This window comes from Guyparkeria hydrothermalis, from assembly GCF_023555385.1.
GTDB classification, from domain to species: Bacteria; Pseudomonadota; Gammaproteobacteria; order Halothiobacillales; family Halothiobacillaceae; genus Guyparkeria; species Guyparkeria hydrothermalis_A.
This window is the reverse complement of the sequence record NZ_JAJSED010000001.1, coordinates 172,277-185,570: the sequence shown is the minus strand read 5'-3', so window position 1 is coordinate 185,570 and position 13,294 is coordinate 172,277. Positions and strand designations below refer to the sequence as shown.

General features: G+C 62.2%; 12 protein-coding genes. 4 read left to right on the top strand and 8 right to left on the bottom strand.

Annotated elements, in window-relative coordinates; genetic code table 11:
* Positions 1-113 precede the first annotated feature (113 nt).
* Positions 114-1,175 carry a DUF748 domain-containing protein gene (locus tag LV476_RS00915; protein ID WP_250072395.1) on the top strand — a complete coding sequence of 354 codons (1,062 nt, stop codon included), beginning with the start codon at positions 114-116 and terminating at the stop codon, positions 1,173-1,175.
* Between the two features lie 28 nt (positions 1,176-1,203).
* Here LV476_RS00915 and rssA read toward each other — a convergent pair whose 3' ends face one another.
* Complete coding sequence (gene rssA, locus LV476_RS00910; protein ID WP_250072392.1) at positions 1,204-2,154, bottom strand: patatin-like phospholipase RssA; 951 nt, start codon at positions 2,152-2,154, stop codon at positions 1,204-1,206.
* A gap of 120 nt (positions 2,155-2,274) precedes the next feature.
* Entirely contained in the window at positions 2,275-2,781 is a 507-nt protein-coding gene (locus LV476_RS00905; protein ID WP_250072391.1) for a DUF4174 domain-containing protein, read from the bottom strand.
* Positions 2,782-2,961: 180 nt separating this feature from the next.
* On the opposite strand from LV476_RS00905, the gene LV476_RS00900 reads away from it, so the two are divergent.
* On the top strand, positions 2,962-4,185 hold the full coding sequence (locus LV476_RS00900) for an ATP-grasp domain-containing protein (protein WP_250072390.1): 1,224 nt from the start codon (positions 2,962-2,964) through the stop codon (positions 4,183-4,185).
* A gap of 303 nt (positions 4,186-4,488) precedes the next feature.
* Positions 4,489-6,528 carry a hypothetical protein gene (locus LV476_RS00895; protein WP_250072389.1) on the top strand — a complete coding sequence of 680 codons (2,040 nt, stop codon included), beginning with the start codon at positions 4,489-4,491 and terminating at the stop codon, positions 6,526-6,528.
* A 31-nt stretch (positions 6,529-6,559) separates the two neighbouring features.
* On the opposite strand, the gene LV476_RS00890 is transcribed toward LV476_RS00895, so the two are convergent.
* The 3 genes from LV476_RS00890 to LV476_RS00880 form a co-directional block, all read right to left on the bottom strand.
* Positions 6,560-6,811, bottom strand: a complete 252-nt coding sequence (locus tag LV476_RS00890; RefSeq protein WP_250072387.1) for a DUF7218 family protein — start codon at positions 6,809-6,811, stop codon at positions 6,560-6,562.
* Between the two features lie 87 nt (positions 6,812-6,898).
* Positions 6,899-7,837 (bottom strand): cation diffusion facilitator family transporter, encoded by a 939-nt coding sequence (locus LV476_RS00885; RefSeq protein WP_250072385.1) that lies wholly within the window; start codon positions 7,835-7,837, stop codon positions 6,899-6,901.
* Positions 7,834-8,640, bottom strand: a complete 807-nt coding sequence (locus LV476_RS00880) for a substrate-binding periplasmic protein (protein ID WP_250072383.1) — start codon at positions 8,638-8,640, stop codon at positions 7,834-7,836. The genes LV476_RS00885 and LV476_RS00880 overlap by 4 nt, the downstream gene beginning before the upstream one ends.
* A gap of 178 nt (positions 8,641-8,818) precedes the next feature.
* On the opposite strand from LV476_RS00880, the gene LV476_RS00875 reads away from it, so the two are divergent.
* Positions 8,819-9,262 (top strand): hemerythrin domain-containing protein, encoded by a 444-nt coding sequence (locus tag LV476_RS00875; protein ID WP_250072380.1) that lies wholly within the window; start codon positions 8,819-8,821, stop codon positions 9,260-9,262.
* Between the two features lie 98 nt (positions 9,263-9,360).
* On the opposite strand, the gene LV476_RS00870 is transcribed toward LV476_RS00875, so the two are convergent.
* From LV476_RS00870 to LV476_RS00860, 3 genes are all read right to left on the bottom strand, one after another.
* A complete protein-coding gene (locus tag LV476_RS00870; RefSeq protein WP_250076187.1) occupies positions 9,361-10,530 on the bottom strand; it encodes a nucleotide sugar dehydrogenase in 1,170 nt (389 codons plus the stop codon).
* A gap of 26 nt (positions 10,531-10,556) precedes the next feature.
* Positions 10,557-11,666: a glycosyl transferase family 90 gene (locus LV476_RS00865; RefSeq protein ID WP_250072379.1), complete on the bottom strand. Its 1,110-nt coding sequence runs from the start codon at positions 11,664-11,666 to the stop codon at positions 10,557-10,559.
* Between the two features lie 832 nt (positions 11,667-12,498).
* Entirely contained in the window at positions 12,499-13,293 is a 795-nt protein-coding gene (locus LV476_RS00860; protein ID WP_250072377.1) for a class I SAM-dependent methyltransferase, read from the bottom strand.
* Position 13,294 lies beyond the last annotated feature (1 nt).

Here is a 13,294-nt window from a genome sequence, read left to right as displayed (position 1 = left end):
GTAGCGATCCGAACCTTCGCCCCGTCCCGCCTGTCCAAACCAGTCGGTCGACGGGGGCGGACGGTGCGCAGCCGACGACCGCCGTCTGGATCAGCGCTCTCGGGAGGACAGTCATGAAGGGCATCAGGATAGGCACCACAACACTGGCCGTGATCGCGGTCATCGTGGCCGCGCTGGTCGTCGCCCGCCTTTATCTGCCCTACTGGGTGAAGGATTACCTGAATAACGAGATCAACTCGCTGGAAGGCTATGGCGGCTCGATCCAGGACGTCGACATCCATCTGTGGCGCGGCGCCTATGCGGTTCACGGTCTGGAGATCCACAAGATCAAGGGCGGGTTGAAGAAGCCCTTCGTCGCCGCCGAGACGGTCGACCTGTCGGTGGAATGGAGTGCCCTGCTCGACGGTGCGGTGGTCGCCGAGTTCGACATCTACAACGCCGACCTGACGTTCTCCCGGACCCAGAGCGGCAAGGGCGCGAACTGGGAACGTCTGGTGGACGCCTGGTCGCCGTTCGACATCAACCGCGCGGATCTCCACGGCGGTCGGGTTTCATACATCGATTACAGCACCGACCCGAACATCCACCTGTTCATCGACGACATCGACGCCCATGTCACCAACCTGCGCAACGTCGACGAGCGCGACCCCGCCCTGCCCTCCGACCTGCGGGTGAGCGGCCGGTCGATCGGCGGCGGCCAGTTGAGCGTCGAAGGGAAGATGAACGTGATCCAGGACATGCCGGACTTCGATGTCGCGATCAAGCTGACGGACGCCTCCCTGACCGCCTTCAACGATTACGTCAACTCGCTGGCAGCCGTGGATTTCGAGAGCGGCAACGTCGGCATCTTCTCGGAGCTTGCCGCGGCCGACGGCCGGGTGACCGGTTACGTGAAGACGGTCGCCACGGGGGTGTCGGTGGTCGATCTGCGCGGCAACGACAAGAACCCGTTCAACGCCCTGTGGGAGTCGCTGGTCTCGGTGTTCATGGAGGTGTTCGAAAACCAGCCCGAGGACCAGTTCGCCTTCCGCATCCCGATCGAGGGCAACCTGAACGATCCGGATCAAGACGGATGGGCAGCCTTCCTGAGCATCTTCGAGAACGCCTTCGGGCAGGCATTCACGCGGGATACGGACGGCAACATCCGCTTCGAGGAACTACTCGAGAAAGAGTGACGCGCCGCCCTCGACGGGCCGGCCCCGATCACGGGCTCTGGGGGTGCCAGTCCTCCGGTACCAGGTCCGTGCCTTCCAGCGCCCGACAGGCTGCTTCATAACCGGCCTTGATGGCCTCGTCGGCACGCTCGAATTCCAGCAGGCCAACTCGCGCCAGTTTCGGCGAGATCAACAGTTCCGGCGGGTCGCCGGCCATGCGGCTGCGGGTGATCCGATCCTGCATGATGTTGATCGAGCCGGCCATGACATCGAGCATGCCCGGCGGGTCCTCGCCATGATCGCGCTCCTCGAGCCACTTGCCGACCCGCCCGTCGAGGAAGCGCTCGTCGACGCTGTCGAGCCACTTGCGCATGCCGCTCTCGTTGTGGGTGTCGTGCCGCGCCGCGCCGCGGACGTCACGAACGTGACGACCGACCAGATCACTGTTGAGATTGACCGCGATGACGATATCCGCGCCCAGTGCCCGGCACAACGAGACCGGCACCGGGTCGGTCAACCCGCCATCGACCAGCCAGCGGCCCTCGCTGCGCACCGGTGACATCAGGCCCGGCACCGCAATCGAGGCGCGTACCGCCTGCATCAGGCTACCCTCGCGCAACCAGACTTCCCGACCGGCCTCAAGATCGGTCGCCACGGCGGCGAACGGGATGTCGAGCGACTCGATATCCACCGGCTCGACCTGCTTTTGCAGCGATTTCATCAGGGTATCGCCCTCGATCAGCCCGCCGCCGAAGCGGATGTCGAGCAGCCGCATCACATCGAGCGAACGGATGCCTCGCACCCATTCCTCAAGCCTGTCCAACGAGCCACCGGCATAGCCCGACCCGACCAGGGCACCCATCGAGCAACCGGCGACCATGCCCGGCTCGATACCCGCTTCCTTCAGTGCGTGGATCACGCCGATGTGCGCCCAGCCGCGGGCCGCGCCGCTGCCCAGCGCCAGACCGATGGTGGGTTGATTACCGCTGTTGCCGCTCATCGTCTCTCCCTGTCACGGATCATCGAAAAACCCGCCTGCCTGGCGGGTTGGCCTGCGATTGCCGCCGGAATCAATCCTACACCGGCGCCAGCGTCTCACGATCGCTTTTCGCCGCGTTCGTCAGCCCGGCTGGCAGCGATCCGGATCGCGCTCGAGCTCGGCCTGCCGCATCGGCATGCGGTCGATCAACGACCAGATCGTGTCGAGCGATCGGGGATGACCGACAAACTTGCGCTCTCCGTCCAGCCCGAACAGCAGCAGGCGGGCCGATCCGTCCGGCTTGCGCAGAATCCGCTGGCGGACGCTCGTTTCGGCCGCTCCGTCCAACCGAGTTCTCTCGAACTGTGCCGTCTCGTCGCCGGCAAAACGGCGCCAGACGCCGCCCTCGCGCACCTCCAGCCAGTGGATGCGTCGCTCGACGAGCGCGCAGCGATTCGCCAGCAAACGCGTCTCCCAGCGGCTCCCCTGTTCCGATGCCCGTCTGCCGGTGCCGACCACCATCAGCAGTGGACGGTGCTGCCACGCGAGCGCCTCCCAATAGCCCTGACCTTCCGCAGGGCCCGCAGCAGCGGGGCCGCTTCCCGACAACAGGGCAAGAACAACAAGCAACGGACCGTGAGCTGACATGGGCGCCTCGAGAACGGTACGACTCCCTTCAAGACTAGACCGGATGATCGATATCGACCGGTTCCGCTGCCGATGCAAACGTGAAAAGCCGATTCATTTACTAGGGTTGGGTAAGTACGTGCCGCCATATATCGCGTGACGGCCCGAGCCCATTCACTCGAAATCCCCCAAAGGCTTCCCATGAAAATAAATCCGGACAAAGGATACGTTGCCCTGCTCGGCTGGTCGCTTAACGCCGTCGAGGCCGCCGAGACGTTTGATCGCCGCTATGTCGTGGTCGCGCCCGACTGGGCCGAGGAATACTGCCAGCAGCACGACATTCCCTACATCCCGTGGAATTTCGAGCGGCTCAACGACCGTTCGCTGGAGATCGCGGAGACCCTCAAGGAAAAAGGCGTGGATGTGGCCATCCCGCTGTTCGAGGAGACGGTGGAATGGGCCGGGGCGATCAACTCGGTGCTGCTGAACAAGCCCAAGCTGTTCGGCCAGGCGATGCTGCTGCGCGACAAGGCACTGATGAAGCGCCGCGCGCAGCTGGGTGGCATCCGCGTGGGCATCTTCGAGGAGGCCCACGACAAGGAGGACGTGGTCCGCTTTCTCAAGCGCGTCAACCAGACGCTACTCAAGCTCGACGGCGACCCGAACGACCCGATCCACCTCAAGGCGTTCGACAAGGCCGGCTGCCTGGGCCACCGGGTGATCCGCACGCCGGACGAGGTCGACACCATCCCCGAAGAGGAATTTCCGGTCCTGATGGAATCGCACCTCGATGGCTGGGAGTTCGCGGTCGAGGCCTGGGTCCACAACGGCAAGATCCGCTTTCTCAACATCTCCGAGTACGTAACGCTGGGCTACTCGGTCTTCGTGCCGGCCACACCGGAGCTGGAGAAATACCGGGCGCAGATCACCGCGCAGATCGAGAAGCTGATCAAGACCTTCGACATCGAGTTCGGCTTCGTCCACCCCGAGTACTTCGTCACCAACGATGGCGAGATGTACTTCGGCGAGGTCGCCTATCGCCCGCCGGGCTTCAAGGTGTTCGAGCTGCTCGAGCGCGCCTACGGCTTCAATGCCTACCAGGGCCTGATCCTCTCCTTCGACCCCAAGACCACCGAGGAGGAGATCACCGAGTTCTTCCCCAAGGAGGTGGTCGATGCGAAGGGCGTGGCCGGTTGCTTCGGCGTCTACCCGCGCCGCCGCGTGGTCAGCCACCTGGAAATGCCGGAAGAGACCGAAAACCACCCCTACTTCGAGTCGCATGAACTGACCGCGCCGCTGGAGGAGACGGTCACCAAGCGCACCGCCTTCGGCACGCACTGGGGGCTGGTGTACTTCTTCGGCGACGATCCGCACACGATGCGCGATCTGCTCAAGCACCAGGAGGACCTGGACTTCTATGTATAATTTGGCGCAATCCCCCGGGCGAGAGGAGCCCGAGGGAACCTCTGCGCGAAACGATGGTGCCTCTGGCTCGCGGGTTTGTTCGCAATCAAGGCGCCGGCTCGAAGACGGGCTCATTGCCCGTCGAGAGACGGTAACGCGGAGTGCGGGCAAACCCGCGAGCCCCTCCCGGGCGGGCCGCCAAGGGACCATCTGCGGCGTTGCGGCGCTTGCGAGTGGCGACGGCCATTCACGGTACACCGCGCCTTGCATCTGGACCCTTGGCAGTCCCGCAGAGACACTATCGATTCGTGTAGAGGTTCCCAAGTGACCAACGAAGCCGGCGACCAATCGGGCGGGGATCTCCTGCCCGGCCTCCTGCAACGATTCGACGATGCGCTCTCGGCCCTTGATGCCGCCCCGGAATTCTCCAAGCCGACGCGGTTGCGCCGGGTACTGGACGGTGCCAAGCGCGTCCTGCAGCAGCCGGGCGGCCCGGCGGCGATCGAGGAACGAGCCGAGGCGATCGAGGCGGCCGGCACCTTCAACGGCTCGGACTGGAATTACCCGGAGATCCTGATCCCGTCGCTGTCCGCCCATTCGCTGGGCAGCAGTGATGCAGACACGGTGGTCATCGAGGCGCTAAGCGACCTGCGCATCCTCGCCGTGGCCCGGGGCGCCTACCCACACCCCAGCCTCTCGGCGGAAAACGCGCACCATCACCTCACGCAGGTGCTGGCCATCAACCTGCAGCGCCTGTTCATGCCTCCCACCGAGGCCGAGCGTGAAACCCAGGGGCGGCTGGCCGATCTCGCGCGCGGTCTGCTGTCTCACCTGGCCGAGCGGATCGGCTACGAGCACATCGTCGACGAGCTGATCGACGAGATCTGGCGCATCCTGCAGCAACGCCCGATCCAGACGGAGCCGGTCAAGCAGATGATCACCCAGATCGCCATCTGCCAGACCGATCCGGCCATCGATCTCGGCGCCAGCGGCCAGGGGGCCGACCGGCTGGTCAGCAGCCTGTTCGGCCCGACCCAGGCCTGTCGCGAAGACCCGGGCGTGGCAATCTACCAGGAGCGTCTGGAGAGCATGGATGCCGGCGCGCTGCAGAACGAGGCAACCGGCTTTGCCCGCGCCATGCACGACACCGGGCTGGTCTCCCCCTACCACGCGACCCTGATACGGCACCTCGTCGCTCAAGGCGACCATCTCGTTGCCGAAGCAATGGGGTTATCGGCGACGGGACGGGACTGCCTGCTCTGCTACCGCGACCTGGTCCATGCGCTGATCGACCAGGCGGTGCTGCCTGAGACCGCGCAGGCGATCTACGGTCTCGCGTTGATGCTCGAGCGCGGCATCCTGTATCAGTCACCCGTCGCCCCGGCGCTTTGGCGTCAGCTGAGTCTGCCGCTGTCGGCGTGGTCGCGCGAGCGGCTGGCACTGGCCTTCGGCGAAACAATTCCGCCGCGCACGCGCCTGCTGGAAGGCGTGCTCTGCATGCTCGGCCAACCGCTGGGTGTCGGCCAGGGCAACAACCCGACCTGCCAGTCGGCGCGCGCCCTGTCGATGTGGGCCTACAACGATCCGGACTACCTGCTGCAGATGGTGGCCTGGGCGGCACGCGACGACGAGATCATCATGCACTTCGAGGGCCAGCCGATCTCGTCGATGGCCTCGTTGAGTGGTGTCGCGCAGAGCCTGCCGATCGACCTGGATGCCGTCTCGCTGCTGGTGGTGCCGCATCTGGACCGCATCTACGCCGAGATGGGCCGACGCTGCATCGGCCGCGAGGGCGACCCGCACCGCTGGATCAATCCGGAATTCCACGGCTGGTGGGCCGGGCGCGGCTTCCGCATCAACGTCGATGTCGCCACCGGCAAGCTCGATGCGCTGGAGGATTTCCTGCGCCACTTCTATGCGAGCTATCACCCCTACTACAACGGCAACCAGCCGCTGATCCACCCGCAACCGATCGGCATCGCGGCGACCGACAGCGCGGCACGGTTCATCGGCTGGCACGCGATCACGCTGCTGCGCGTCGCGCTCGACCCGCAGGAAGTGATGCGGGCGTACTTCTACAACCCCAACAACGACAGCGGGCAGAACTGGGGGGATGGCGTCGAGGTGAGCACGGCGGGTAGCGGGGAACGCTTCGGCGAATCCTCCCTGCCCTTCGAGGAGTTCGCCTCACGCCTGTACATCTTCCACTACGACCCGCTGGAATACGGCGAGCTGGCCGACGTGCCGCAGGAATCGCTCGATCGCGTGATCGACATGGTCCATCGCACCTGGGGTAGCGACCGCATTCCCGCCGAGCAGCTCGCCCTGAACGTGGACAACCCGGCGACGGGCACCGAGGCCTGATCCCGGCGCCCGCAGGCCGGCCTTCGGCCCGTCATCTCCTCAGGGCGCGAATCAGCTCGTCCTTGTCCATCTTTGACCGGCCTTCGATACCGACCTGGTCGGCCTTGTCATACAGCTCGTCCTTGGTCCAGTCCTCGTAGGGAGGGCTTTCGCCGCCGCGCTCGCCGGCCTCCGATCGATCGCTGTTAGCGATCCGAGCGGCCTTTTCCTTGCTCATGCCTTCGTCACGAAGGGCTTCGTACTGTTCGTCGTCCTTGATGCTGTTGCCGTGGTTCTTGGTCATGGTCTACCTCCGTCGTGACATGGTCATGCCGTTTCGTCCCGGCTGACCGGACAGGACAGGACGTTGCCCTCGATCACTGGGAAAAGATCACGGGCGCACGAGTTCCACCGTCAGATCGTGCATGCGCCAGTCGACCGCTCTGGCACATTCGATTGCTTCTGCCGTCCGCTCGGTCGGCAACCGGTCATCGACCGGCTCGACATACGCCTCACCGAAAAAGACCTGCCCGGCCTCGCGCATCCGGACGTCCACCCGGCTCACCCAGGGCAGTTCGGCGATGCGTTTCTCGACCTTTTCCGGCAGCTCGTGCGGTTCGCCTTCGACGGTTTCCGGTCGGCGATCCATCAAGTCGAACACGCTGGTTTTCAGGTGGGTCATGCCATCCTTCAGCACATCCAGGCCGATCACCAGGGCCGCCACGCTGTCCGCCCACCAGTAGCCGAACGCGATGCCCATAATCCCCACGGCGGCAGCGGCCGAGGTCATCCAGTCCGCCTTCTGCATCGTCGCATCGGCAACCATCGCCTTGTTGTGCAACGCCTTGGCCGGCCCCAGCTTCAGGTAGCCGAGGACGCTGGCAGGTAGCGCGCTGTATGCCAACGCCGGCAACATCAACCATCCCAACCAGACGGGATGACCGAAGAGTTGCAGCGTGCCGATGGTGGGGTGTTCGGCGGCAATGAGGCTCGTCGCGGAGTCGTACACCACGTAGAAACCGACAGCGCACAGCGCAAGAGAAGCAACCTGGAACGAAATACCCAAGGCCCGGTGAAAACCGTAGGGGTATGTCTCGTTAGGCGGACGGGTGCGCATGCGCAGGCCGACGAGCACCACGATGGCGGGGACGAGACTGATCAGATCTTCCAACCAGGCTGCCTTCATCGCCTGACTGGACCCCATCACCAGATACATCACCGTCACCACGCTCAATCCGTAAAGGACGGTAATGCCCTCAAGGATATAGGCGCGGCGCAGATCCTTTTCGAGGCGTTCGGGGACTTCGAAACGACTGGTGAGCGTGTTCATTGCGCGCCTCCTTCAACCCGGGACGACGCAGCCTGCGCTCCCGACGCTGTGCCTGAAAGCTGCGCCTGAATCATCGCCGGGACATCGTCTTGCCTTTCGAACAGGAAGCGCTGGACGGTGTGGAGCCAGCGGTTTTCGCCCGGTGGCAACGCGAACACGCGCTTGCGGGTTTCGAGAATCGGTTCGTGTGGGGTCAAACCTCGGGCACGGATCTGCCATTCGGGCGCGGCAAGCGGCAAACTCCCGTCGGCGTTCAAGGTCGCCGGCACGGCGCCACGATCCTTCAGCTTTTTCACCACCGAAGTGTGGGGCTTCACGGCAATCCGGATTCCGTCCAGATCCTGCTTTGCGTTCCGGTTCGGTGGCCATCCCACCATCACCCGAGAGACTAAGTACGGACGGCTCAACGCAACCTCCTTTCGCCACGGGGATGTGCGTTCAAGGCCGCCGATCACCAAATCAAGCTCGAACGCGGCCAACGCGCGAAACACCTCGGTATCCGAGCCCTCGACCCACTGTACGTCGGCCTTCAGTTGCCGGGCGAGGTCACGGACCAGCACGGCCTCGACGCCCTGTGGCTCACCGGAGGACCACCTCGCCCAAGGGGCAGCATCGTCGATCACCCCGACACGCAAGGTGCCCTCCCGCACCTGATCTTGCGTCCCCTCGATGTCCCGCGGCAGGTCGCACCCGGGCAACAGGAGAACCAACAGGGCAAACGCGAACGCCCTGACTACCCGATCACCAAAGCGGAGAAACCGAATCGAGAGCCAGGGGACGGTGTGACATTCGTACGGACGCATACCGCGTAGCTTCCAAAGTGAATGGCAAGGCTAACCGTAGATCACCTGATGGACTCTCGCCGGACTGAACGGCACTCGGGTTCGGGTTGGTTATCCAGGCATGCGACGACTATGGTCGAGGCGCGGTCCGATGTTGGGCCCGGCTCGGCAACCGACGCGAACAGAGAGGAGACACCCCGTGAACATATTCGAAGCGCTGCGTGAAGATCACGACGTCCAACGCGACCTCCTCGACCAGCTGACGCAAACCCACGGCGACAGCGAGCGGCGCGCGAAGCTCCTGCAAGCGACACGAGATGCGCTGGTCCACCACGAAAATGCCGAAGAGCAGTACTTCTACGTCCCGCTGATGCAGGCGGATCTCACCCAGGAACAGGCCCGGCACAGCATTGCCGAGCATCACGAGATCGACGAGATCCTCGAGACCCTGGAGCACACGGCACCCAGTTCGCCGGCATGGCTGACGCACGCCAAGACGCTCCGCGAAAAGGTGCTTCACCACCTCGAGGAAGAAGAGCACCAGGTGTTCCAGCAAGCCGGGAAGGTGCTCGACGACACGGAGAAACAGGAACTCGCCACCCGGTATCGGCGGGAGATGAGCGAACAGGCCGGCGCAGACTGACTGGCGCTCGGCCCGTCCCGTCACCGGACCTGAGCGGGTTCGGGCAATCCTCCTAGCGAGTCGTTCTCCGTGGAGCCACAAGCAGAGAGCACCGGGCGCTATGCGTCACTGTTGAACAAATCCCGCGTGTAGACCCTGTCAGCCACATCCTGGATTTCAGAGGTCAGGCGATTCGCAAGGATCAGATCGCTGCGCTGCTTGAACGCCTCGAGGTCGTTGACCACGTCGGAACCGAAGAACTCGGTCTCCTCCAGCACCGGCTCGTAGACGACGATCTCGATGCCCTTCGCCTTGATACGCTTCATCACGCCTTGCATGGCGCTGGCGCGGAAGTTATCCGAACCCGCCTTCATGATCAGGCGATAGATGCCAACGACCTTAGGCTCGCGCTTCAATACGGAGTCGGCAATAAAGTCCTTGCGCGTGCGGTTGGCATCGACGATTGCCCGGATCAGGTTGCTGGGAACGTCCTGATAATTGGCCAACAGCTGCTTGGTGTCCTTGGGCAGGCAATAGCCGCCATAACCGAAACTGGGGTTGTTGTAGTGCTTGCCGATGCGTGGGTCCAACCCAACACCCTCGATAACCTGACGAGTGTCCAGACCGTGTGTTTCGGCGTAGGAGTCGAGCTCGTTGAAGTACGCCACACGCATGGCGAGATACGTATTGGCAAACAGCTTGATGGCTTCCGCCTCGGTGCTGTCCGTAAACAGCGTGGGAATATCCGCCTTGAGTGCGCCTTCCTGCAGCAGACGGGCAAAGGTCTCTGCCCGCTCCGATCGCTCTCCGATGACAATCCGCGACGGATAGAGATTATCCTTTAGCGCCTGCCCTTCGCGTAGAAACTCCGGCGAGAAAATCAGGTTCTTAGTCCCAAAACGCTTGCAAGCGTCCTCCGTATAGCCCACCGGTACGGTCGACTTGATCACCATCACGGCGGCCGGATTGATCGACATCACCGACTGAGTGACTGCTTCCACGCTGCGCGTATCGAAGGTATTGGTTTCCGGGTCGTAGTCCGTCGGGGTGGCGATGATCACGAAGTCCGCATCCCGGTAGGCTGACTGCTGATCGAGCGTGGCCTTGAGGTTCAGTGACTTGTTGGCGAGAAAGTCGCTGATTTCCGCGTCTTCGATCGGCGATTGCCGGTCGTTAATGAGCGCTACCTTTTCCTCGAGCAGATCGACGGCCGTCACCTCGTTATGCTGAGCCAGCAAAACGGCATTCGACAGACCGACGTAACCCGTTCCGGCAATTGCAACCTTGATCATATATAAACTATTTACCGGAAAAGCTACGCAACTGACTTGTCATGTTCGAGTCCAACGATTTTCTTATACTCAGAATAAATCATCCGGAATATCTCTTTTTCATTTTCCTCGTCTAAGAACATCCGCATGTAGCGTTTGCCATTTTCAGCGATCTGCCGGCAATGGTCATCATTGTTCAGACACCATTCGTAAACCTCGTCCAGGTCGTCGAGGTCATCGCTAAGCGGGACATAGTGCACATAGGGAATCAGCTGCGACTCCAGCAGCCAGCTCTCGAACGTCGGTCGCGGCATGATTGGAACCGAGTTTGACGCCAGCACCCATTTCAGATTGGTTGCAACGTCATTCCCTTCCAGGCTCACGATGTACTTGCTCTTCAACTGCTCCTTCTTGGCGGTAAAACCCTTGACGTAAGGCTCGCAAACGCGAACGCCCTGCGGACCGAGCTTGGAAAAACCGACATCATGGTTTTTCGAATATCGCTTAACGAAATTCAACCTGACATTATCGTCCCAGGACAGGCTTCGATTCACATGCGTGCCGGTTGGCTGACCTCTCCAGACAACACCTGAGTCCTTTTCCCCCCACAGGAAATAATCGGACGGCGACAGGCCGCGCCAGTGGCGGAACTTGTTCAACTTCAAAACGACGCCATGGCCACCAATCGGCCGACTCTTCACAAAAACCGGGCCGAGCATCTTTTCGGCTTTATCCAGCGCCTTGTCTCCGAACTTGACCAGCACGCTGTCTTCATCCTTGGCACAGGCTTTCAGGAAATCGGTCATGTCCTCGACATAGCTGCCGACCGTGACCGCCTGATCCGACGTCTTCACAGAAAATGCGTTCACCTCGCTCCGCACGTAACCCTGGCGTGCCTTCAGCTTCTTCCCTTCGTGATGAAGCTTGCCCATCTCGCTCTTGCCGATATAGAGGCCGACACGGGTTCTATTGTCCATATAAAACGGTTCAGGTTTTTTCTCTTCATACTCGAAAATCTTTTGCTTAATCAAAGGTCCGTGCGGCCTGTGATCAGCGGCCAGCCTCATCAACCCATGAGAAACGTCAAGGGAAAACTCCTCGTTGTATATCGCAAGATCCCTGACAATATCTATTGCCCGCTCTTTGCTTGACATATAAAACCCACCAAAATTTATCAAACGTGGCAAAACACAGGGACGGGTCGACTAGATCTTTCGTATGGGAAGGCAATCGTCTGTTATCAACCCTTCCTGCTCTTCCGCCATGGCTGTCCTCAGCCTTCTCATTCATACGAGGAAACATCACACACGGGAGAACCGTCCCCCTCAACCCAGATAGGAAGTTTTTCTTCAATTAGAATTGCTCATCCGCAAACTCCTTTTAGAGTCAGGCGTACCTCTTTCCTTCCACGTCGCCCATTACATGACCGTGGATTGCCGCGCCCTCCCACGCACGAAATTCATCTCACTCCGTAAGACGAACAACACCGGCGTAGCCAAAGGCATATATATACGACATCAAATAGGTGCGGCTACCTAAGTCAGTGCGGTAGACCATATCCGTACTGGGTTGGTTCAATACACTGGGATATCGCGATACAAGATAATCAGACCGCAGCGATGAGGCATTACTTTATTAACATCACTACGCCTTCGATAACCGGAATCGGACAGCATCCTCTCTCCCGCCCCGAACAGAGACCATCCCGCCTCGTAGCAGCGAGGCCCGGCCCCCGTGGGTCCCCGGGCCGTTCTCGGAGAGATCGCCAGATGTCATCGGTTCCGGGCAGATGGAAGACCAGTCACCGGAACGATTCGGCTAGCGACAGCTGCTAAAGCGGTAGGGACGAAATGCGGGTTCATGGCGAGAGGCAGGGTAAGAAGGAGTGGCAGGAAAGCCACGAACCCAGCGGAAAGCGGGGTGGCTTTCGATGTTCAGGGGTGAGTTAAGCGCCCCTTGAACACCGGTATCGCCAACCGCCCTGGATCAGCCCAGGTACACGTCGAAGCGTAGTCGCCCGGAACGGTAATCGATGTCCGGAGCGGTCGCGTCGATCGTGGGTGCGCCGGGCGGACGCTTGACCACCCAGCGGGTGCCGGGCTGACGGCGCGCCCAAGCGAACAGAGCCACCGAGTCTGCATCCTCGCCCACCAGATGATGAAAGATCCGCATGGGCTTTTTCACCAAAGCGGACTTCTTGCGCTCGGGGAACATCGGGTCGAGGTACCAGACCGTCTCCGATGAGGCGGAGACGTCCGGTGGCTCCTCGGAAAGCACATCGCCAGCAACCAGGGTGATACGTGCAGCGACGTCTGCCAGCGCCGGATCGTCGGCCGCGCGGGCCAGTGCGTCCGCCAACAGGCAATGAACCACGGGGTGCCGCTCGACCGCGACTACCCGGCAGCCACCGGCAGCCAGCGCCCAGGCGTCCCGTCCCAGACCGGCGGTCAGATCGATCACCGGCGGGCGGAAGCCACCTTTCCAACCGGTCGCCCGTGCCAGGGCATCCTTACGGGTCAGCGGGCGGGCATAGGCCCGGTCGGCGAAATCGATCGCCAGCGGCACATGGCCAAGATCGGGGCGGGCGGCCGGTGGAAACAGCCCGACGCGGCCGGTCTCGGCGGCCAGCACGAACTGGTCGGGCGGCACCGCCTCACGGGATTCCACGCACACCAGCCCGTGATCGGCGGCAAAGGCCGCCAATCCGGCAGGGTCGTCCGGCGCGGCGACCACCATCACCGCTGAGGTGGCTCGCCCGGCCATTTCGTGCAAGCGTGTCACG